This window comes from Chenggangzhangella methanolivorans (genome assembly GCF_042648545.1).
GTDB lineage: Bacteria > Pseudomonadota > Alphaproteobacteria > Rhizobiales > Methylopilaceae > Methylopila > Methylopila methanolivorans.
Genome location: NZ_JBHRXS010000006.1, coordinates 264,653 through 284,569 on the forward strand (window position 1 = coordinate 264,653; position 19,917 = coordinate 284,569).

Sequence of the window (19,917 nt, forward strand, 5' to 3'; positions counted from 1 at the left end):
CCCACAGGAGCGGTTCACATGATCCGACATTTCGCAGCGGCGAGCGCCGTGGCGATTTTTCTGGCCTCCGGCCTCGCGGCGATCGCGCCTGCGGCGGCGCAGGACGCCGGCGCCTCGCGCGAGCAGCGCGCCGAGCGCATGGTCAAGCGCTTCGAGAAGCTCGACCGCAACAATGACGGCGCGGTCGACCGGCGCGAGGTCGAGCGGCGGCTCGAGCGCGGCTTCGAGCGCGCCGACCGCAACAATGACGGCGTCGTCGACCTCGACGAGGTCAAGGCGCTCACCGAGAAGCGCGGAAACAAGGGCGGCGGGCGCCAGCGCGGCGGCGGCGACCGGATCGAGAAGCGGTTCCAGAAGGCCGACGCCGACCGCGACGGGCGCGTGACGCGAGAGGAGTATCTCGCGAAGACGCCCATCTGGTTCCGCCGCGCCGACGCCAATCGCGACGAGCGCGTGACACGGGCCGAGTTCGACGACTACATGGCGAATCGAAAGATGAAGGGCGGCAAGCGGAAACGGAACCGGGACGAGATGTGACCGACGAGGTGGGGGGCGGAGGTGCCGGCTGATGACGGCTTCAAGCGCGACCGTGCTCGTGTTCGACGGACGGCGCGTGGCCTCGGGTGAGGCCGCGCGGCCCGAGCGGGCCGAGGCGAGCGAGGACGACGAGCTGATGGCGCGGGTCGCGGCCGGCGATCAGCGCGCGTTCTCGCGTCTCGTCGCGCGGCACGCCCCGCGCGCGCAGGCGCTCGCCCACCGGTTCACCGGCTCGTCCGCCGAGGCCGAGGACGTGGTGCAGGAGGCGTTCTGGCGGGTGTGGCGCTCGGCTGCGCGCTGGCAGCCCGGCGGCGCGCTGTTCTCGACCTGGCTTCACCGGATTGTGGTCAATCTCTGCGTCGACCGCGCCCGCAGGCAACGCATAAGAAACTGGCTGCCCTTCGCCGACGCCTTCGACCCGCCCTCCGACGAGCCGGGCCCGGAGCGCTCGCTTGCCGACCGCGACGCGGTGGAGAAGGTGCGGGCCGACATTTTGACGCTTCCCGAACGGCAGCGCGCGGCGTTGCTGCTCTCGGCCGACGGGGAGCGTTCGAACGCCGAGATCGCGACCGTCCTCGAGACGAGCGAGAAGGCGGTGGAATCGATGCTGGTGCGGGCGCGCCGGACGCTCCGCGCCCGGCTCGCGACGCGTGAGGAGATGTGAGACGTGACTGACGAGAGGCGGATGGATCTCTTCGCCGAGCGGCTCGACGCGCTGGGTCCGGATTTTTCCCGCTGGCCGGCCGCGGAAGGCGCGGCCGCGCGCGCGCTCACGCTGCGTTCCGAGGAGGCCCGCAGGCTGCATGACGAGGCGCGCCGGATGCATGCGCTGGTGGGGGAGGCGGCCGCCGCCGACATGCCGAACGGCCTCGCGTTCCGCATCGTGGCGGAGGTCGCGTCGCGCCGCAGCGACAAGCTCGGCTGGCTGTTCGCCTCGCCGCGCCGCTTCGGCTTCGCCGGCCTCGGCTTCTGCGTCGCGGCGCTCGCCATCGGCGTCGCGCTCGGGTCGATCGGGCAGCCCGCCCAGGCCGACGACGGCGGCGACTTCGACTTCGGCTCGGCCTTCTCGCTGACGCTGACGGACGGCGACCTGTGAGCATGCGCAGGCGGCCGCATGGCCTCGTCTATGCGCTTCTTGCGGTCTCGCTCGCCGTCAACCTGATCGGGGCGGGCTATTTCCTCGGCGCGGGCTTCGCCGACTACCGCAGCGCCCGGCACGGCAAGCCGCCCCGCACGGTGGAAAGCACGATCGACTACGTGGCCGGCCGCTACCCTGCGCCGGTCGCCGCGAAGGTGCGGGCCAAGCTCGAGGCCAAGCGCCCCGAGCTTTCGACCGCGTTCGACGAGATGCGGCTCGCCCGGCGTGAGACCCGCAAGGCGATCAAGCAGCAGCCGCTCGACAAGGCCCGCATCGAGGCCGCGTTCGCCGCCTCCCGCGACAAGGCGGTGGCTTTCCAGCAGTTGATCCAGAGCGCCATCATCGAGGCGCTGCCGGACTTGCCCGAATCCGAACGCAACGCGATCGAGAAGGACGACGATCCGGACTGACGACGCTTTTGAAGCCGTCGTCGCCTGATGTGATGGAGAGGTCGCATGGACCTGCGCGAGCGCCTCGAACGGCTCGTCGAGATCGACCGGCCGAAGCTCTACGTGATGGGGGCCGGGATCGGCATCCTGCTGTCGATCATCGGCGTGTGGCTGACCCCGGTCGCGGCCGACATCGGAAGGCGCCACATGGACTGGCTCTACGGCGTCGGCGAGGCGACGCTCGTCGCGGGCTGCGCGCTGACGCTGCTCTGCGTCGTGATGATCGTGGCGGAGTCCTGAGGCCTCACGCGGCCGCGCGCCGCGTCAGGCGCCGCTCCATCGCGTTCCAGACGCGCCGGACGATCTCCACGACGATCAGATAGAGCGTCGCGGCCCAGACATAGACCTCGAAGTCGAGCGAGGCCGAGAAGGCGCGCTTGGCGGCGCTCATGAGGTCGACCACCGTGATGACGCTCGCGATCGAGCTCGCCTTGATCATCAGCACGAGCTCGTTGCCGAGCGGCCGCAGCGCGAGGACGAGCGCCTGCGGACCGAGCACGAGCCGGTAGGTCTGGAGGCGCGTGAGGCCGAGCGCCTGCGCCGCCTCGACCTGACCGGCCGGAACCGATTTCAGCGCGCCGCGGATGATCTCGGCCTGATAGGCGGCGGTGTTGAGCGTGAGCGTCACCGCCGCGCACCAGAACGCCTCGCGGAAGATCCACCAGATCCCGACATCGGTCAGCGCGTGTCGGAACTGGCCCGTGCCGTAATAGATGAGGAACAGCTGGCAGAGCACGGGCGTGCCGCGGAAAAAGCCGGTGAAGGCGGCGACGGCCGCACGCGCCGGCGCCGGGCCGTCGAGGCGCGCGATCGCGAGCGGCCAGGCCAGCATGAAGCCGATCGGCACGGCGATCGCCACAAGTGACAGCGTGACGCCGAGCCCCTGCAGGAGGTTCGGCCCGTAGCGGCCGAGCAGGTCGGCGTCGAGGCCGATCCAGGAGGCTGCGGCGAGAGCCGTCTCCATCGCGCTCACCGGCCCGCCGTCGCGAGGCCGCGCGACGTCCTCGCCTCGATCCGGGCGACGACGAGCGCGGACAGACCTGCGAGCGCGAGGTAGATCAGGCAGGCGGTCAGGTAGAACAGGAACGGCTGCTTGGTGGAGAGCGAGGCGAGATAGCTCTGCCGCATCAGGTCCGGCAGCGCGATCACCGACACGAGCGAGGTGTCCTTCAGCAGCGTCAGCCAGTTCGCGCTGAGGCCGGGCAGCGCGAGCCGCCAGACCTGCGGCAGGATCACGAGCCGGAAGCCCTGCGCGCGGCTGAAGCCGAGGGCCTCCGCGGCCTCCCGCTGTCCGTCCGGCACGCCGCGGATCGCGCCGGAGAACGTCTCGCTCGCATAGGCCCCGAAGACGAGCGCGAGCGCCGTCGTCCCGGCCCAGAAGGCGCTGACGGCCGGCGTCTGGCCCGACGGCTCGAGGCCGAGGAGGCTTTCGGCGAGGCCAAGCGCGGCTCCGGCGAGCCGCGGCGCGCCGTAATAGACGAGAAACAGCGTCAGCAGTTCGGGAAGCCCGCGGAACACGGTGGTGTAGGCCTCGCCGAGCGCGCGCGGGGCCGCGCCGCGGGCGTTCTTCAGGGCCGCGACGCCGAGGCCGATCGCGAGCCCGATCACGAGCGAGGTCAGCGCGAGCCCGACCGTGACGCCGACGCCCGCGAGCAGCTCGTCGCCCCAGCCGCCCGGTCCGAAGGAAAGCGCGGCCAGGGGAGAGGGCGGCGTCACGCGGGCCGGGCTCAATAGAGGCTGAAGGGGAAGTAGCGGGCGTTGATGCGGGCGTAGTCGCCATTGGCGCGCAGCTTCGCCACCCCGTCGTCGATCAGGCCCTTGAGCGCGACGTCGCCCTTGCGGATCGCGGCCCCCACGCCGTCGCCGAAATATTCCGGATCCGAAATGTCGCCGCCGGTCGCGCGGCAACATTTGCCCTCGTCGGTCGTCTCGAGCCAGGGCAGCAGCACGAGCTTGTCGCAGAGCATGGCGTCGAGGCGCCCGGAGACGAGATCGAGATTGGCCTCGTCCTGCGCCGAATAGAGCTTCACCTCGGCGCCCGCCGGCCCATAGACCGCCTCGAGATAACGGGCGCTCACCGTCGCGGCCTGCGCGCCCACGACCTTGCCCGCCATGGCGTTCGGCGAGACGTCCATCCCGGCGTTGAGGCTGTCGACCGCGAACATCGCGGGCGAGGAATAGTATTTCTGCGAAAACGCCACGACCTTGAGCCGCTCCTGCGTGATCGACATCGAGGCGAAGACCGCGTCGAACTTCGAGGCGAGCAGGCCCGGGATCAGGCCTTCCCAGTCCTGCGCGACGAAGCTGCAGTCGAGGTTCTGGACTGCGCAGATCGCCTTGGCGAGATCGATCTCGAAACCCTGGAGCGAGCCGTCGGAGGCGATGAAGTTGAACGGCGGATAGGCGCCCTCGGTCGCGATCCGCACCTTCTTCCACTCACTCGCCTCGGCTTGTCCGACGAGCGCGAAGACGATCACGAGCGCCGCGGAAACGAGCCGGCGGCGCGCATGTCGCTTCGGGAGAAGCCCGCCGGTTGCGGCCATCACGCTCGCCCCATCGCCCGCCGCGCCGCTCGCGGCGTGGGAGGATGATTTCACCGCGCGGCCCGGACGGCAACGCGACGTTCCGCCTCCGCAAGCGACCTCAATAGGGGTCGAAGGAGAAGTACTTGCGGGCGATGGCCTGATAGCCGCCGTCGCTGCGCAGCCGGAGGATCGCATCGTCGATGAGCGCCTTGAGCTCGACGTCCTCCTTGCGCATCGCGGCTCCGATGCCGGCTCCGAGGAAGGGCGGCATGACGATGTCGTCGCCCACAACCTGGCAGCACTGCGCGACCGGGGATTTCTCCAGCCAGTCGAGCAGGGCGGTCTTGTCGCCAATGATGACGTCGAGACGGCCGCGCGAGAGGTCGAGCCGGGCCTCGTCATGGGTGACGTAGAGCCGGACCTCGGCGCCTTCGGGCACGTAGAGCTCCTGGATCAGCCGCGCGTTGGTGCTCGCGAGCTTCGCGCCGATCTTGAGGCCCTTCATGGACTTGGGATCGGTGGCGGCGATGGGCTTGGCGCGGTTGGCCACGAACATCGCGCGGGTGTCGTAGTATTTGTTGGAGAACAGCGCGAAGCGCCGACGCTGCTCGGTGATCGAGAGCGAGGAGAACACCACGTCGTAGCGCCCGGCGACCAGCGCCGGCAGCAGCCCGGCGAAGTCCTGCACCACGAACTCGCATTCGGCGCTCAGCCGCTCGCAGATCGCCTTTGCGAGGTCGATCTCGAAGCCCTGAAGCTGGCCCATGGAGTCGAGATAGTTGAACGGCGGATGGCCGCCCTCCGACCCGACGCGGATGCGCCGCCACTCCGTCGCCTCGCCCGACGCGGGGGCGAGCGCGGCCAAGAGCGCGAGAGCAAGGGCGGAGAGGCGGGCGGCGAGGATCAAGGGCGCGGGTCGCATGCTCGGGATCCGCGAAGCGCGGCGGCGGCGATGATGTCCCCGCGTGTCTTGTCGCTTTGCTAACGCCCCGGGGCTTCAGCGCCCCGACAGCAGCCGTTCGGCGCGCGCGACGTCCGCGGGCTCGTCGAGATCGAGAAAATCGAGCGGGCCGTCGAAACTGACCGCGGCGGCGCCGAGCGCCTCGAGCGCGCGCTTGGGCGAACGCAGGCCCTCGCGCGCGAGCGCCTCGAGCCGCCCGAGCGCCGAGACAGGCCAGAGCGCGTCGAGCGGCTCGACGCCGTGCGGCCCGTGGGCGACGGCGGCGCCGTCGCCGGCCGCCGCGGCAAGGCGTGCGACGAGGTCGGCGGGCGGGCAGGGGGCGTCGCCCGGAACGGTCGCGAGATGCGTAACGCCCGGCAGCGCCGCGGCCCAGGCGAGGCCGGCGAGGACGCCGGCGAGCGGTCCCTCGGGATCGCCCGGCCGGTCGGCGAGCACCGGCAGGCGGAGGCGGGCGAAGCGCGCCGGATCGCCGTTCGCCGACAGCGCGAGCGGCTCCGCCTGCGAGGCGAACCGGTCGAGCAGCCGGTCGATCGCCGCGCGTCCGGCGACCTCGATCAGGGCCTTGTCTCCGCCGCCCATGCGGGTCGCGCGTCCGCCCATCACGACGAGGCCGGCGATCGCGCGGATATTCGAATGGGGGGCTTGGGTTTGAAGCGTCACGAACGCATTTGACCCGAGGGGCGGCCAAGGTCCATAGGGCGTTCCGAGACGACAGGGAGTTTTGGCATGCCAACCGAAGACGACGTCAGGCGCGCCCTCGGCGCTGTTCCCGCTCCGGACGGCGCGGCGAGCCTCGCCGACTCCCCCTCGCTGTCGAAGATTTCGGTGCTGGGCTCGCGCGTCATCTTCTCGATCGAGACGACGCCCGAGAAGGCCGGCGCGATCGAACCGATCCGCCGCGCGGCCGAAGCCGCCGTGAAGGCGGTGCCCGGAGTCTCCGACGTGCTGGTGGCGCTCACCGCCGAGCGCGAGCCGGGCTCCGCGCCTGCTCCGCGGCCCGCCGCCTCGCCGATGGCCGCCCGCGGCGCCCGCGAGGCCGCGCCGGGGGCCGGAACCCCGCAGCGTCCGCAGGGCCACAGCGGCGCCGGCGTCCCGGGCGTCCGCCACATCGTCGCGGTCGCCTCCGGCAAGGGCGGCGTCGGCAAGTCGACCACGGCCGCCAACCTCGCGCTCGCGCTCAAGAAGCAGGGCCTGCGCGTCGGCCTGATGGACGCCGACGTCTACGGCCCGTCGGTCCCGACGCTCTTCGGCCTGCACTCCAAGCCCGAGATCGAGGGCAAGCAGATGAAGCCGCTCGAGGCCCATGGCCTCAAGATCATGTCGATCGGCTTCCTGGTGGACGCCGGCACGGCGATGATCTGGCGTGGGCCCATGGTGATGTCGGCGTTGACCCAGATGCTGACCGAAGTCGCCTGGGGCGAGCTCGACATTCTGGTCGTGGACATGCCGCCCGGCACCGGCGACGCGCAGCTCACCATGGCGCAGCGCGTGAAGCTCTCCGGCGCCGTCATCGTCTCGACCCCGCAGGACCTCGCGCTCGCCGACGCCCGCCGCGGCGTGGCGATGTTCCGCAAGGTCGACGTGCCGATCCTCGGGCTCGTCGAGAACATGAGCTACTATTGCTGCCCGGAATGCGGCCATCGCGCCGATCTCTTCGGCCATGGCGGCGCGCGGGCGGAGGCGCAGGCGATGGGAACGCCGTTCCTCGGCGAGATCCCGCTCGCGGTCGAGATCCGCGCGCAGTCCGACGCCGGCTCGCCGATCGTGGCGCAGGATCCGGAGGGCGCGCACGCCAAGGCCTATGGGGGCATTGCGGAGCTGCTCTGGAAGCGCCTGACCGAAGGCGCGCCGGGCCGCGTCGCGCCGCGGATCGTCATCGAGCGCTGACCCGTCCAGTCTCGAATTATTCTAACTTGATGACGAGGGCGAAAAAGCCGTTCGGTCAAAGGCTCTTAGGCGTGAATTGACAGGATCGTGATCGAAGCGTTCCGTCCGGCCTGACGTGTCCCGCGCGGCGTCGCGCGGGCGCCGGAGGAGACAAGAAGATCATGACCGCCAGATGGATCGCCGCGCTCGGCGCGGCCGGCCTGTGCGCGATGCTCGCCGCGCCCGCCTTCGCCGAGGAGGAGGCCAAGGCGCCTGCGCCCAAGGACGTGCTGAAGACCTACGCCGACGTCGCGCAGGCAATGTATGGCGACGCGGTGATCGGCGCGAAGGCACTGCAGGCCAAGGTCGACGCGCTGCTGAAGGATCCGACCGACGCCACGCTCGCCGACGCCCGCAAGGCCTGGATCGACGCCCGCCCCGCCTATCAGCAGACGGAGGCCTACCGCTTCGGCAACAAGGCGATGGACGATCTCGAGGGCCGGGTGAACGCCTGGCCGCTCGACGAGGGCCTGATCGACTATGTCGACCCCAAATACGGCGACAGCTCCGACGAGAACCCCTATTACGCCGCGAACGTCATCGCGAACCCCAAGCTCAAGGTCGGCCGCAAGACGGTCGACGCCACGAAGATCACCGCCAAGCTCCTGAACTCGCTTCAGGAAGTGGGCGAGGTCGAGGCCAATGTCGCGATCGGCTACCACGCCGTCGAGTTCCTGCTCTGGGGGCAGGACCTGAACGGCACGGGCCCCGGCGCCGGCAATCGTCCGGCCACCGACTATGCGCAAGGGGCGGCCTGCACCCACGGCAATTGCGACCGCCGCGCCGACTATCTGCGCGTCGTCACCGGCATGCTGGTCGACGATCTCGCAAACATGGAGAAGGCCTGGGAGGCCAAGGGCAAGGCCCGGACGGCGCTCATGAAGAAGAAGGGGCCGTCGGCGCTCGCCCCGATCTTCACCGGCCTCGGCAGCCTCTCCTATGGCGAGCTCGGCGGCGAGCGGATGAAGCTCGGCCTCATCCTGCATGATCCGGAAGAGGAGCACGACTGCTTCTCGGACAACACGCACAACTCGCACTACTACAACATCGTCGGCATGTCGGAGATCTGGCGGGGCCGCTACAAGCGCCTCGTCGGAACGGTGGTCGAGGGCCCCTCGATCAAGGCCTACGCCGAGGCCAAGGCGCCCGAGCAGGCCGAGAAGCTCACCGACCTGTTCTCCGAGACGCTCTCCAAGGCGCAGGCCATGAAGGACAAGGCCGACAGCGGCATGGCCTACGACCAGATGATCGGCGAGGGCAACGCCGAGGGCAACAAGGCGGTGCAGGACGTGATCGACGCGCTCGTGGCCCAGACCCGCGGCGTCGAGGCGGTGGTGGCCAAGCTCGGCGTGAAGATCACCGTCGAGGGCTCCGACAGCCTCGACGCGCCGGAGAAGGTCACGCAGTAAGCGCGTCGGAAACCGTCGTCCCGGATCGCGGGCCATGCGCCTGCGATCCGGGGCCGTTTTCAGGTCATGGCGCCAAAAACGCCGCGCTTGTGTCCCGGCCTTGAGCCGGGACCCAGAACCGATACCTCTTCTCGAAGAGGCGGACGCGGACTTGAGTGAAATGGTGTCGGCTCTGGGTCCCGGCTCAAGGCCGGGACAAGGTGGTGGCGGCTGGTTGTGATGTCGCGTCTTGGCGTTTCCCGCAGAACTCTTCTCGGCGGCGGCCTTGCGGTCGCGGGCGCCGCGCTGCTTTCGCCGCGGGGCTTCGCCAAGGGACCGGCTCCCAAACCGCTGCCGCCCCGGACCCTCAAGCCCGTCACCGGCGAAAAGCCCGTCTCGCTCGTCGCCGCCGAACGTCCCGCAAGACTGCTCGGGCGGGGCGGCCCCGAAAGCCGCCTCTGGACCTATGGGGACGAGCTGTTTCGCCTCGTTCGCCTGAGACAGGGCGAGACGCTCGCCGTCGACTTCGAGAACCGCCTGCCCGAGCACACCTCCATCCACTGGCACGGGCTGCGGATCCCGAACGACCAGGACGGCGTGCCCTATCTCACCCAGCCGCCGGTGAAGCCCGGCGAGCGCCACGCCTATCGCTTCACGCCGCCGGACGCCGGCACCTTCTGGTTCCACCCCCATTGCGACACCGTCTCCCAGCTCGGCCGGGGACTTGCGGGCGTGATGATCGTCGATGGCGACGAGACCAGGCCTTACGACGCCGACCTCGTGCTGGTGCTGAAGGACTGGCGGCTCGACGAGCCGAGCGGCGACTGGCTGCCCTTCACGACGACCCGCGGCATGCTGCGCGCCGGCACCTTCGGCACGGTGCGGAGCGTCAACGGCGAGCAGGCGCCCACGATCAAGCTGCCGGCCGGCGGCGACTGCCGGCTGCGCCTGCTCAATCTCGACTCCACCCGGGTCGGCGACCTGTCGTTCGAAGGCATGGAGGCCGCGGTCGTCGCGATCGACGGCGCGCCCGTCGCGCCGTTCCCGCTGACCGACTGGCGGCTCGGCCCCGCGATGCGGATCGACGTGGTGGTCCGCGCGCCCGCCCCGGGCGCGACCGGGAGGCTCGTCGACTATTTCTCGGCCAAGCCCGTGACGCTGGCGACCTTTGCGGGCGAAGGCGAGGGCAGGTCCGCGCGCGCGTTCGACCCGGCGCCGCTGTCGCGCGGCGCGATCCCCGAGCCGAAGCTGAAGGGCGCCGGAAGACTCTCCTTCGCCTTCGCCACCGCCACGGGCGGCAAGTCGAAGCTCGCGGCGGCGGCGGAGGGCGGCGACGCGCTCGACCAGGCGCTGCTCGACAGCCTCTGCGCGTCCGAGACGGTGAACTGGAGCATCAACCGCGAAAGCTGGCCTGCGGGCGACCATTCCCGCGTGCCGCCGCCGCTCTTCACCCTGCGGGAAGGGCGGACTTACGTCGCCGAGCTCACCAACGAGACGCCGCACGTGCACCCGATCCATCTGCACGGCTTCACGTTCAAGGTGCTGAAATCGACGCGCGCGGACACGCCCGAGCATTTCGCCGACACGGTTCTGCTGACGCCGAAGGACCGCATCACCATCGCGTTCGTCGCCGACCGGCCCGGCGATTGGATGGTCCACTGCCACCTGATCGAGCATCAGGAGACGGGCATGATGGGCTATGTGAAGGTCGCGTGATGGAGCGGGGCCGAAGCGCGACCTCTCTGTTCCCTCCTGCTTGCGGGGAGGGTGAGGGTGGGGGTGGTTCAGGATCGAGCGCCGCCGTCGCGCTTAAGGCTGCGTCTGTCGCTCCACCTCATACTGAGCGACCCCCGACCCCTCCCCGCAAGGGGGAGGGGAGCAGCGCGGCGATCCTCGTCCTTATCGCTTCCATGACGTGCGCCGCCCCCGCGGCCGCCCGCGACCTCGACGTCGCGATCGGCAAGGCGACGTTCGACCGGCTCTGGGTCCAGGCACCCGCCTCGACCAAAAGCGCCGACGGGCTCGGCCCGCTCTACGCCGCGCGCTCCTGCGCCTCGTGCCATGCAGGGAGCGGCGGACGGACGACCTTCCGGCTCGGCCGCGACGATCCGGCAGGGCATCCGGGCCTCGTGATCCGCTTCGGCGACGCATCCGGAACGCCCGACCCGACCTATGGCGCGCAGCTGCAGCCGGCGGGGCTTTCGGGCGCGGCCGGCGAGGGGCGGGCGGCGGTCCGCTTCGATCCGGCGGCGCACGGCATGCCGCCGCGGCCGCGCTGGAGCGTCGAGGATCTCGGCTACGGCGCGCTCTCTGCGGAAACCCACGCCTCGCCCCGCGTCGCGCCGTCGCTCGCCGGGATCGGGCTGCTGGCGAGGGTGAGCGAGGCCGAGATCCTCAAGCGCGAGGATCCCGACGACCGCAACGGCGACGGCGTCTCCGGCCGCGTGGCGCGGCTCGCCTCGGGCGAAATCGGCCGCTTCGGCTGGAAGGCCTCGGAGCCGACGCTCCATGCGCAGGCCGCCGCCGCCTTCGCGCTCGATCTCGGGCTCTCGAGCGACCTCCGCCCCGATCCCGCTGGCGACTGCACGGACGCGCAGACCGCCTGCCGCTTCGCGCCGCAGGGCTCGCAGGACGGCGAGCCCGAAGTCGCGCCGGCGCTGATGGCGGGGCTCGTCGCCTTTCTCGAGCGCCGCCCTGCGCCGCCCGCGCCGGCGACGACGAGGGGCGCCAAGACGTTCGCCGCCGTGGGATGCGCCGCCTGCCATGCGCCGAGCCTTGCGCTCGACGGCGGCGGCGAGGCGCGGGCCTTCACCGATCTCCTGCTCCACGACATGGGCGAGGATCTCGACGACGGCGCCGGCGAGGGCGCGGCGACGAGCCGGGAGTGGCGCACCGCGCCGCTCTGGGGCCTGTCGCGCGCGCTGGCGCAAGGATCCGGGCTGATGCATGACGCGCGGGCGGGCGACGTCGCGGAAGCCGTGCGCTGGCATGGCGGCGAGGCTTCCGGCGCGCGAAGCCGCTTCGACGCGCTGCCCAAAGGCGAGCGCGACGCGCTCGTCGCCTATGTGAGCGGGCTTTGACGATGGAGAGCCGGATGATGGCGCGCAGTCTCGCCGCAACGCTTGCGCTGCTCGCGCCCGCCGGACCGGCTCTCGCCAAGACGCCCGAGCCCGGACCGCTCGCCGTGAAGGCGATCGAGACCGTGATCGTGCCGCGCTACGAGGCTTTCGCCAAAGCGACGGCCGCGCAGACTGACGCCTGGACGAAGGCCTGCGCGGACGGCGACTTCGCGCCCGATCTTGGCGCGCTGCGCGAGGCCTATCAGACGGCGGCCGACGGCTGGGCGGCGGTCGAGTTCGTCACCACCGGGCCGATCGCCACCTCGCTGCGGCCCGACCGGGTGTTCTTCGGGCCGGACCGCCGCAACACGGTGGCGAAGGCGCTCGCCGAACTCACCGCCAAGGCCAGGGACGGCGACCTCTCGCCCGAGACGGTGCGCGGGGTGAGCGTCGCGGCGCAGGGGTTTCCTGCGCTCGAGCGCGTGCTCTACGAGCCGGCCGAGGGCGAGGCCGCGGCGCGTTGCCGGGTCGGCGTCGCGATCGCCAAAAACCTGTCCGGGATCGCGGCCGACGTCGTGACCGAATGGAAGGCCGAGACCGGCCCGCTCGCGCGGCTGAAGCGCGGGGAGGGCGACCCGCTGAGCTTCGCCGATCCGGCGCAAGCCGCCGCCCGGCTGATGACGGATCTCGCCGGCGGCGTGCAGCGGGTGAACGACGTCAAGCTGCTGCCGGTTCTGGGATCGAGCGCGGACGCCGCGCGCGCCAAGGCCGCGGAGGGCTGGCGCTCGGGCCGCTCGGCGCGCGCGATCCGGGTGACGATGGCGAGCGTCGCGGACCTCGCCAGGGTCTTCGCCGCCGCTGCGCCCGTCGATCTCGCGGCTGCCGACGCCAAGGCGTTCGCGGCGGCCCAGGCTTCGGCCGCGAAGCTGCCGGACGACCTCGGCGAGGCGGCGACCGAGCCGAAGCGCCGCAAGGCGATCGAGGCCGCGGTCGCGAGCTTCAAGGCCGCGCAGACCGACGTCGTCCAGAAGCTCGCGCCCGCGCTCGGCGTGCCGCTCGGCTTCAACGCGCTCGACGGGGATTGAGGCGGTGGAGCGGAAAGGAACTGCGTGCTTCGAGACGCCGTCCTTGCGGACGGCTCCTCAGCATGAGGAAGGTGAGAGGGGCGGTGATGGAACTGAGGCCGGGAAGGCTCTGAGACGTCCAAACCTCCCTCATGCTGAGGAGGCGCGCAGCGCCGTCTCGAAGCACGCAGTCGGCTTCGGCCACGCGCATCTCTCCCTGACGCGCCGCCAGGCGCTTGCGACGCTCGGCGCCGCGACCCTTGTCGGACTGTCGCGACTCGCCAGAGCCGACGCCCCGGCGGTTCTCGGCTCCGCCATCGGCCCGGACGGCGCCTTCCATGCGGCAGCTCTCGACGGCGAACTCTCCGAACGCGCCGGCGCCGGGCTCGCCTTGCGAGTCCATGCGCTCACCCCGCGGCCGGACGGGCGCGAGGCGGTGGCGGTCGGCCGACGCCCGCAGGACGTCGCCTTCGTGCTCGACGGGGCGGGCGAAACCCTCCGGGCGTCGTTCGACGCCACCGAGGGGCGCCGCTTTTCCGGCCACGGCGACTATTCGCGCGACGGCGTGACGTTCATGACCGCCGAGATCGATTTCGAGACGGGCGAGGGCGTCGTGGTCCTGCGCGACGTCGCGGGCGGCTACCAACCGCGCGCCGAATTCGCCTCGGCCGGGGTCGGTCCGCATGAGCTGATCGGCGCCGGCGGCCTCGTGGCGGTCGCGAACGGCGCGAAGGAGCCGAAGTCCGAGCCCGGCGTCGCCGCGCTCGGTCGCACGACCGCCCGCTCCAACGTCGCGCTGCTCCATGCCGGGACCGGCGCAGCGGAGAGCGTCGCGGCGCTCGAGGACGGCATGGAGACGCTCTCGCTCCGCCATCTCGTCGCGACGCCCGGCGGCGGCGTCATCGTCGGCGCGCAGGACACGGCGAAAGGCGCGCGCGACCTGCCGCTCGTGGCGCGCGTCGAGGGCGAAAGACTGCGCTTCCTCGAGGTCGACTACGGGCTCGCGGCGCGCTTCGGCGGCTATGTGGGACAGCTCTCGCTCGACGCCTCGGGCCGCTATCTCGCGGCCTCCGGGCCGGTCGGCGGCGTCGTCGGCGTGTTCGACCTGGAGACCGACGAGTGTCTGGGCCTCGTGCCCGCGCCGGACTGCTGCGCGGTGGCGGCCGACGGGACGACCGGCGGCTTCGTCGCCGCGACCGGGCTCGGCGAGGCGCTGCGCATCGCAGCGCATGAGAGCGGCGTCGCGATCACGGCCCGCCGGGCGAGCCGCCTGCGTTGGGACAACCATCTGGCGTCCCGGGCGAATTTCGTCTGACACGAACCCGCGACGGTCGCATCCGGCGCTTGCTCGCGGGACAGGAGTCTTCTACCTCTTCGCCTTGCCGCCTTCCGCAACATCACCTTGCGGGGACTTGACCATTCGGCAGGTCGTCAGAGCGGCGAAGCGCGCCGGCAAAGGCGTCGCTCAGGGAGACAAGTTCATGGAACGCCGCAAATTCCTCACGACCGCCGCAGTCGGCGCCGCCGGCGCGACCGCGCTCGCGGCCCCCGCGATCGCGCAGTCCCAGCCCAAGATCCGCTGGCGCATCACCTCGAGCTTCCCGAAGTCGCTCGACACCATCTACGGCGGCGCCGAGGTGTTCTCGAAGGCGCTGGGCGAGATGTCCGACGGCAACTTCGTCGCGCAGGTCTTCGCCGCGGGCGAAATCGTGCCGGGCCTGGAAGCCGCCAACGCGGTCACCAACGGCACGGTCGAGGCCTGCCACACCTGCTCGTACTACTACGTCGGCAAGGACCCGACCTTCGCGCTCGGCTCCGTGGTGCCGTTCGGCCTGAACAGCCGCCACCTCAACGCCTGGCAGCGCACCGGCGGCAACGAACTCATGGACGAGTTCTACGCCAAGCATAACTTCGTCGGCCTGCCCTGCGGCGGCACGGGCGCCCAGATGGGCGGCTGGTGGCGCAAGGAGATCAACAATCTCGACGACCTCAAGGGCGTCAAGATGCGCATCGCGGGCCTCGCCGGCCAGACCATGGCCAAGCTCGGCGTCGTGCCGCAGCAGATCGCCGGCGGCGACATCTATCCCTCGCTCGAAAAGGGCGTGATCGACGCGGCCGAATGGATCGGGCCGTATGACGACCACAAGCTTGGCTTCTACCAGATCGCCAAGAACTACATGTATCCGGGCTGGTGGGAGGGGAGCCTCGCGGTCCACCTCTTCATCAACAACAACAAGTGGAACGAGCTGTCGCCGGCCTACAAGGCGATGGTGAAGGGCGCGGCCTCGATCGCCAACGAGCAGATGATCGCCAAGTACGACGCCCAGAACCCGAAGGCTCTGCGCGAGATCGTGGCCTCGGGCGTCAAGCTGAAGCCGTTCCCGCGCGACGTGATGGAGGCGGCCTACAAGGCGAGCCAGGAGATCTACGCGGACCTCTACACCAAGAACGAGGCCTTCAAGAAGATCCACGAGAACCAGCAGGCGTTCCGCAACGAGGAGATCCTGTGGTTCCGCGTGGCGGAGCTGCCGTTCGACTCGTTCATGGCGCAGATGCAGAGCCGCGGCTGAGATTCGCGTCGGAAACACGCCGTCATGCCCGCATTCGCGGGCATCCACGACTTGGGCGTAGCGCTCTACGCTCCCAGCAAGTCGTGGATACCCGGCTCCGCCGGGCATGACGACGGCTGACCGTGGCGTCTGAACGCTGATTGAGATCACGCCCGCGGCTTGTCCGCGGGCGTTTTCGTGTGTGGCGCGGTCCTTAGGGCTCCCGCCGCAGGCGTGTCCCGGCTCGATTTCTCTGCCTAAGAGTTGTGCTTGCCGGTCGCAGGTCCCCGGTTACGATGCCCTCGCAAGACAGGCCGCGGCGAAAAACGCTGCGGCGACAACGGACATAAGTCCGCGCCGGCGCAAGCCGTGTCCAAGAGGGAAGACCACCATGGAACGACGCAAGTTTCTGACGAGCGCGGCTGTCGGCGCCGCGGGCGCGGCCGGGCTCGCGGCCCCGGCGATCGCGCAGTCGATGCCGAAGGTGAAATGGCGCATCGCCTCGAGCTTCCCGAAGTCGCTCGACACGATCTACGGCGGCGGCGAGACCTTCGCCAAGGCGATCTCCGACATGACCGACGGCAATTTCACCGCGCAGGTGTTCGCCGCGGGCGAGCTGGTGCCCGGGCTCGAGGCCGCGAACGCGGTCACCAACGGCACGGTCGAGGCCTGCCACACCTGCTCGTATTACTATGTCGGCAAGGACCCGACCTTCGCGCTCGGCACCGCGGTGCCGTTCGGCCCGAACGCGCGCCAGATGAACGCCTGGCTGCGCTCCGGCGGGCGCGAACTGCTCGACGAGTTCTATGCGCTCCACAACATCGTCAACCTGCCCTGCGGCAACACCGGCGCGCAGATGGGCGGCTGGTTCCGCAAGGAGGTCACCAAGCTCGACGACCTCAAGGGCGTGAAGATGCGCATCGCGGGCCTCGCGGGGCAGACGATGGCGCGGCTCGGCGCGGTGCCGCAGCAGATCGTGGCCGGCGACATCTACCCCTCGCTCGAGAAGGGCGTGATCGACGCCGCCGAATGGATCGGTCCCTATGACGACCTGAAGCTCGGCTTCAACCAGGTCGCGAAGAACTACATGTATCCCGGCTGGTGGGAGGGCGGCCCCTGCATCCACCTCTTCATCAACAAGGTGAAGTGGGAGGAGCTGCCGCCGATCTACAAGAACATCGCCAAGGGCGCGGCCGCGATCGCCAACGAGACGATGCTCGCGAAATACGACAACCAGAACCCCAAGGCGCTGCGCGAGATCGTGGCGTCGGGGGTGAAGCTGCGGCCGTATTCCCGCGACATCATGGAGGCGGCCTACAAGGCGAGCCAGGACATCTACGCCGAGCTCTACGCCAAGAACGAGCACTTCAAGAAGATCCACGAGAGCCAGACCGCCTTCCGCAACGAGGAGGTGATGTGGTTCCGCGTGGCCGAGCTGCCGTTCGACAGCTTCATGGCGCAGATGCAGAGCCGCGGCTGATCTTCGCCGCGACGCACGTTTCGCGCGAAGGGCCCGGCGGCGACGCCGGGCCCTTTCGTTTTCGCTTGCGGAACGAGGGCCTTCCGGCCTTGCCGCGGGGGCGGCCCGCCCCTATCTCGCGCTCAAACAAAAGAGCATTCGTAGCGAGGGAGCGTCGCCATGGCTCGTCTATCCGCAGCGACGAGCGAGACGCCCGTCCGCGCTTCGCCGCCCGCGCGTCCGACGGGATATCCCGATGGCCTCGCGCTGTTCCTCGATCTCGACGGCACGGTTCTCGACCTCGCCGCGACCCCGGGCGCGGTGTCGCTGCCGGCCGAGACGCGCGCGGCCATCGCCGTATTGTCCGAGCGGCTCGGCGGGGCGCTCGCGGTGATCACGGGCCGCGAACTCGCCGACGTCGACCGCATCCTTGCGCCGCTGCGCCTGCCCGCGGCCGCGCTCCATGGCGCGGAGCTGCGTCGCCGGGGCGGGGGCAGGGCGGCGGCGGGAGCCGGGGATCTTCCGCAGCGCCTCACGGCGGCTCTCGGCGCTTTCGTCGACCAGCGCCCGGGCCTCACGCTCGAAGACAAGGGGGCTTCGGCCGCGGTGCATTTCCGCGCCAGCCCCGAGCGCGAGGGCGAGGTGCGCGACCATGTCGGCGACCTCGTCGAAAAGCTCGCGCCCGAGCATGAGCTGCAGCCCGGCAAGATGGTGGTGGAGGTGCGTCCGCGCGGCATCGACAAGGGCGCGGCGTTGCGCGCGCTGATGGAGCAGCCGCCCTTCGCGGGCCGGACGCCGCTCGTCTGCGGCGACGACCTCACGGACGAGTTCGCCTTCGAGGCGGCCGCCGCGCTCGGCGGCGCCGCGATCCTGGTGGGCGAGGTCGCCCGGCCATCGGTCGCGGCCTATGCGGCGCCCGATCCGGCGGCGATGCGCGCCTGGCTCGCGGAGCTGGCGGCGGCCGACTGAGCCGGCCGCCGCAGGGGCGGCGTCAGGAGATGACGACGTCGTCGTAGTCGAAGTCGAGGCCGGGCTTGAGCTTGGCGATCAGCACCGCGTCCTCGCCGCCCGCGCCGTCGGCGTCGAAGAACAGCTTGCCGGTCTTGGCGTCGTAGATCAGGCGGTCGGAGGAGTCCTTGGCCTCCGTGCCGATCGTGAAGGCGCTTTCGGAAAGGTCGCCCTGCTCTAGGCCGAACTTCGAGCCGAGCGCGATCTTGTCCTGGCCGGCCGTGAAGTCCTCGATGATGACGATGTCGCCGCCTTCGCCGTCGCGGAAGCGGAACGTGTCGTCGCCGTCGCCGCCGATCAGCGTGTCGGCGCCGCCGCGGCTGACCAGCACGTCGTCGCCGGCGCCGCCCACGAGCTTGTTCGCGCCGGAGTCGCCGACGAGCCGGTCGTCATGCTCGGAGCCGCGCACGGTCTCGAAGCCCTCGACGCCGCCGGTCCCGGTCGCCTTGCCGGTGTCGAGATTGACCGTCACGCCCTTCGAAAAATCGCTGTAGTCGAGCCGGTCGCCGCCGTCGCCGCCCTCGGCGTCCCGACGATCTTCGAGCCGTCGAGGACCTTGAGCCGGTCGTCGCCGCCGCCGAGATCGATCGCGACGCCGTCGCCGCCGACGATCTTGCCGCTGTTGACGATCACGTCGTCCTGTTCGCCCACGATCTTGATCGCCAAGCCCGTGCCGCCCTTGATCAGGCCGTCGTTCTCGATGCGCGTCTCGAAGGTGCCGCCGCCCTGCGAGCTGTCGTCGATCAGGATGCCGACGTCCGCGCCGGTGATCTTCGCGCCGTCGAAATTGTAGATCTCGCCGCCGCCGGCCGCGATGCCCTCGGAGGTGTTGGGCAGGCCGTCGGAGCCGGTTCCGCCCGAGCCCGTGCCCTTGATCACGCCGTAGTTGAAGATGTGGGCGTCGAAATCGATGTCGACGCCGTCGCCGTCGCCGTCATTGATCCCGTCCGGCCCGCCGCCGTCCTCCTCGCCGACCTCGCTGCCATGCGTGTCGGAGCCTTCGGAGTCGGAGAACGCGCCGATGATCGTGCCGTAATTGACCACGGTTCCGGAGCCGTCCGAGCCGACGCCGGAGCCGTTGTGGCCGACGATGACGCCGCCGGCCTTGTTGGTCACCTTGATGATGGAGCCTTCGCCGGCGTCGACGCCGTGACGGTCGCCCTCGATCCGGCCGGAGTTGACGACCACGCCCTTGGCGTCGTCCTCGAACGACACGCCGTCGGCGCCGTCCGAATAGCCCTTGTCGTCGCCGCCGGAGATCCGACCCTCGTTCACGACGCGGCCGACGCCGCCGATCTTCACGCCGTCGTTCTCGCCCGAGGAGATGACGCCGAGGTTGTGGACGAGGCTGCGGAAGTCGCCGCTGGCGTCGGCGAGGTCGAGGCCCTGGCCGATGTCGGACCGGATCAGCCCGTCCTCGCCGTTGCGGATCGCGAGCTCGCCGGAGACGAGGTCGCCGCTGTCGATCTTCACGGCGTCGTCCTCAGAGGACATCTCGCCATAGTTCACGATCTCGGCGGTGAGGCTGTCGCCCACCTCCTCGTCGAACACGATCACCCGGCCTTCCTCGGCGAGGTTCTCCATGACGCCGTAGTTCACGATCGTCGCGCCGTCGGTCGGCTGTTCGAACCGGACCGTCTCGTCCTCGTCGGATACGGAGAACACGCCGCGCACGCGCAGCGCGTCGTCGGCCTCCATGTCCAGGCGCTCGGTGCGGGTCTGGTTCTCGCCGATCTTGATACGGGCCATGCGACGCTCCTGTCAGACGCCGCCTGCGTCGGAAGCAGGGTGGGCGAGGGTTGCGAGCCTATGGACCGGCGGCGTGACGATTGAACGACAAACCAAGGGTTGTGG

The 19,917-nt window shown here is 70.5% G+C and carries 21 protein-coding genes; 14 read left to right on the forward strand and 7 right to left on the reverse strand.

Annotation, left to right across the window (positions count from 1 at the left end; translation table 11 throughout):
- Positions 1-18 precede the first annotated feature (18 nt).
- The 5 genes from ACFOWB_RS12430 to ACFOWB_RS12450 are packed head-to-tail and all read left to right on the forward strand — an operon-like array spanning position 19 to position 2,364.
- Positions 19-537: an EF-hand domain-containing protein gene (locus ACFOWB_RS12430; protein ID WP_261402532.1), complete on the forward strand. Its 519-nt coding sequence runs from the start codon at positions 19-21 to the stop codon at positions 535-537.
- Between the two features lie 31 nt (positions 538-568).
- Positions 569-1,201 carry a sigma-70 family RNA polymerase sigma factor gene (locus ACFOWB_RS12435; protein WP_378147590.1) on the forward strand — a complete coding sequence of 211 codons (633 nt, stop codon included), beginning with the start codon at positions 569-571 and terminating at the stop codon, positions 1,199-1,201.
- Between the two features lie 3 nt (positions 1,202-1,204).
- Positions 1,205-1,633, forward strand: a complete 429-nt coding sequence (locus ACFOWB_RS12440) for a hypothetical protein (RefSeq protein WP_261402534.1) — start codon at positions 1,205-1,207, stop codon at positions 1,631-1,633.
- Between the two features lie 2 nt (positions 1,634-1,635).
- Positions 1,636-2,085, forward strand: a complete 450-nt coding sequence (locus ACFOWB_RS12445; RefSeq protein ID WP_261405831.1) for a periplasmic heavy metal sensor — start codon at positions 1,636-1,638, stop codon at positions 2,083-2,085.
- A 45-nt stretch (positions 2,086-2,130) separates the two neighbouring features.
- Positions 2,131-2,364, forward strand: a complete 234-nt coding sequence (locus tag ACFOWB_RS12450) for a hypothetical protein (RefSeq protein WP_261402535.1) — start codon at positions 2,131-2,133, stop codon at positions 2,362-2,364.
- Positions 2,365-2,368: 4 nt separating this feature from the next.
- On the opposite strand, the gene ACFOWB_RS12455 is transcribed toward ACFOWB_RS12450, so the two are convergent.
- The 5 genes from ACFOWB_RS12455 to ACFOWB_RS12475 all read right to left on the reverse strand — a co-directional run bounded on the left by ACFOWB_RS12455 (position 2,369) and on the right by ACFOWB_RS12475 (position 6,270).
- Positions 2,369-3,088, reverse strand: a complete 720-nt coding sequence (locus ACFOWB_RS12455; RefSeq protein WP_378147592.1) for an ABC transporter permease — start codon at positions 3,086-3,088, stop codon at positions 2,369-2,371.
- A gap of 5 nt (positions 3,089-3,093) precedes the next feature.
- Positions 3,094-3,840, reverse strand: coding sequence for an ABC transporter permease (locus ACFOWB_RS12460; protein WP_261402536.1), 747 nt, complete (start codon positions 3,838-3,840; stop codon positions 3,094-3,096).
- A gap of 11 nt (positions 3,841-3,851) precedes the next feature.
- A complete protein-coding gene (locus tag ACFOWB_RS12465; RefSeq protein WP_261402537.1) occupies positions 3,852-4,667 on the reverse strand; it encodes a transporter substrate-binding domain-containing protein in 816 nt (271 codons plus the stop codon).
- Between the two features lie 100 nt (positions 4,668-4,767).
- On the reverse strand, positions 4,768-5,571 hold the full coding sequence (locus ACFOWB_RS12470) for a transporter substrate-binding domain-containing protein (protein WP_261402538.1): 804 nt from the start codon (positions 5,569-5,571) through the stop codon (positions 4,768-4,770).
- Positions 5,572-5,646: 75 nt separating this feature from the next.
- Complete coding sequence (locus ACFOWB_RS12475) at positions 5,647-6,270, reverse strand: NTP transferase domain-containing protein (RefSeq protein ID WP_378147595.1); 624 nt, start codon at positions 6,268-6,270, stop codon at positions 5,647-5,649.
- Positions 6,271-6,336: 66 nt separating this feature from the next.
- Between ACFOWB_RS12475 and ACFOWB_RS12480 the strand changes: the two genes are divergently transcribed.
- The 9 genes from ACFOWB_RS12480 (at position 6,337) to otsB (ending at position 18,024) form a co-directional block, all read left to right on the forward strand.
- Positions 6,337-7,497: an Mrp/NBP35 family ATP-binding protein gene (locus ACFOWB_RS12480; protein WP_378147597.1), complete on the forward strand. Its 1,161-nt coding sequence runs from the start codon at positions 6,337-6,339 to the stop codon at positions 7,495-7,497.
- A 161-nt stretch (positions 7,498-7,658) separates the two neighbouring features.
- Positions 7,659-8,945, forward strand: coding sequence for an imelysin family protein (locus ACFOWB_RS12485; RefSeq protein ID WP_261402541.1), 1,287 nt, complete (start codon positions 7,659-7,661; stop codon positions 8,943-8,945).
- A 219-nt stretch (positions 8,946-9,164) separates the two neighbouring features.
- The gene (locus tag ACFOWB_RS12490; protein WP_261402542.1) at positions 9,165-10,640 is read left to right on the forward strand and encodes a multicopper oxidase family protein; all 1,476 of its coding nucleotides are present in this window, start codon (positions 9,165-9,167) and stop codon (positions 10,638-10,640) included.
- Between the two features lie 194 nt (positions 10,641-10,834).
- A complete protein-coding gene (locus ACFOWB_RS12495; RefSeq protein WP_378147600.1) occupies positions 10,835-12,004 on the forward strand; it encodes a di-heme oxidoredictase family protein in 1,170 nt (389 codons plus the stop codon).
- A gap of 17 nt (positions 12,005-12,021) precedes the next feature.
- Positions 12,022-13,068: an imelysin family protein gene (locus tag ACFOWB_RS12500; RefSeq protein WP_378147602.1), complete on the forward strand. Its 1,047-nt coding sequence runs from the start codon at positions 12,022-12,024 to the stop codon at positions 13,066-13,068.
- A 43-nt stretch (positions 13,069-13,111) separates the two neighbouring features.
- Positions 13,112-14,362 (forward strand): DUF1513 domain-containing protein, encoded by a 1,251-nt coding sequence (locus tag ACFOWB_RS12505; RefSeq protein ID WP_261402545.1) that lies wholly within the window; start codon positions 13,112-13,114, stop codon positions 14,360-14,362.
- Between the two features lie 166 nt (positions 14,363-14,528).
- On the forward strand, positions 14,529-15,617 hold the full coding sequence (locus ACFOWB_RS12510) for a TRAP transporter substrate-binding protein (RefSeq protein ID WP_378147605.1): 1,089 nt from the start codon (positions 14,529-14,531) through the stop codon (positions 15,615-15,617).
- Between the two features lie 370 nt (positions 15,618-15,987).
- A complete protein-coding gene (locus ACFOWB_RS12515) occupies positions 15,988-17,076 on the forward strand; it encodes a TRAP transporter substrate-binding protein (RefSeq protein WP_378147607.1) in 1,089 nt (362 codons plus the stop codon).
- A 159-nt stretch (positions 17,077-17,235) separates the two neighbouring features.
- Positions 17,236-18,024: a trehalose-phosphatase gene (gene otsB, locus ACFOWB_RS12520; protein WP_378147609.1), complete on the forward strand. Its 789-nt coding sequence runs from the start codon at positions 17,236-17,238 to the stop codon at positions 18,022-18,024.
- 22 nt (positions 18,025-18,046) lie between these two features.
- Here the strand turns inward: otsB and ACFOWB_RS12525 are convergent, their stop codons facing one another.
- Together ACFOWB_RS12525 and ACFOWB_RS12530 are read right to left on the reverse strand one after the other, a co-directional pair.
- Positions 18,047-18,535 (reverse strand): hypothetical protein, encoded by a 489-nt coding sequence (locus tag ACFOWB_RS12525; RefSeq protein WP_261402548.1) that lies wholly within the window; start codon positions 18,533-18,535, stop codon positions 18,047-18,049.
- Positions 18,532-19,812, reverse strand: a complete 1,281-nt coding sequence (locus tag ACFOWB_RS12530) for a hypothetical protein (protein ID WP_261402549.1) — start codon at positions 19,810-19,812, stop codon at positions 18,532-18,534. Before ACFOWB_RS12530 ends, ACFOWB_RS12525 begins: the two co-directional genes overlap by 4 nt.
- Positions 19,813-19,917: the final 105 nt, after the last annotated feature.

Excerpts from the sequence above, each read along its gene's own strand:
- ACFOWB_RS12430 (WP_261402532.1), top strand. The coding sequence starts at position 19 with ATGATCCGACATTTCGCAGCGGCGAGCGCCGTGGCGATTTTTCTGGCC.
- ACFOWB_RS12435 (WP_378147590.1), top strand. The coding sequence starts at position 569 with ATGACGGCTTCAAGCGCGACCGTGCTCGTGTTCGACGGACGGCGCGTG.
- ACFOWB_RS12445 (WP_261405831.1), top strand. The coding sequence starts at position 1,636 with ATGCGCAGGCGGCCGCATGGCCTCGTCTATGCGCTTCTTGCGGTCTCG.
- ACFOWB_RS12450 (WP_261402535.1), top strand. The coding sequence starts at position 2,131 with ATGGACCTGCGCGAGCGCCTCGAACGGCTCGTCGAGATCGACCGGCCG.
- ACFOWB_RS12455 (WP_378147592.1), bottom strand. The coding sequence starts at position 3,088 with ATGGAGACGGCTCTCGCCGCAGCCTCCTGGATCGGCCTCGACGCCGAC.
- ACFOWB_RS12465 (WP_261402537.1), bottom strand. The coding sequence starts at position 4,667 with ATGGCCGCAACCGGCGGGCTTCTCCCGAAGCGACATGCGCGCCGCCGG.
- ACFOWB_RS12470 (WP_261402538.1), bottom strand. The coding sequence starts at position 5,571 with ATGCGACCCGCGCCCTTGATCCTCGCCGCCCGCCTCTCCGCCCTTGCT.
- ACFOWB_RS12480 (WP_378147597.1), top strand. The coding sequence starts at position 6,337 with ATGCCAACCGAAGACGACGTCAGGCGCGCCCTCGGCGCTGTTCCCGCT.
- ACFOWB_RS12485 (WP_261402541.1), top strand. The coding sequence starts at position 7,659 with ATGACCGCCAGATGGATCGCCGCGCTCGGCGCGGCCGGCCTGTGCGCG.
- ACFOWB_RS12490 (WP_261402542.1), top strand. The coding sequence starts at position 9,165 with ATGTCGCGTCTTGGCGTTTCCCGCAGAACTCTTCTCGGCGGCGGCCTT.
- ACFOWB_RS12495 (WP_378147600.1), top strand. The coding sequence starts at position 10,835 with ATGACGTGCGCCGCCCCCGCGGCCGCCCGCGACCTCGACGTCGCGATC.
- ACFOWB_RS12500 (WP_378147602.1), top strand. The coding sequence starts at position 12,022 with ATGGCGCGCAGTCTCGCCGCAACGCTTGCGCTGCTCGCGCCCGCCGGA.
- ACFOWB_RS12510 (WP_378147605.1), top strand. The coding sequence starts at position 14,529 with ATGGAACGCCGCAAATTCCTCACGACCGCCGCAGTCGGCGCCGCCGGC.
- ACFOWB_RS12515 (WP_378147607.1), top strand. The coding sequence starts at position 15,988 with ATGGAACGACGCAAGTTTCTGACGAGCGCGGCTGTCGGCGCCGCGGGC.
- otsB (WP_378147609.1), top strand. The coding sequence starts at position 17,236 with ATGGCTCGTCTATCCGCAGCGACGAGCGAGACGCCCGTCCGCGCTTCG.
- ACFOWB_RS12530 (WP_261402549.1), bottom strand. The coding sequence starts at position 19,812 with ATGGCCCGTATCAAGATCGGCGAGAACCAGACCCGCACCGAGCGCCTG.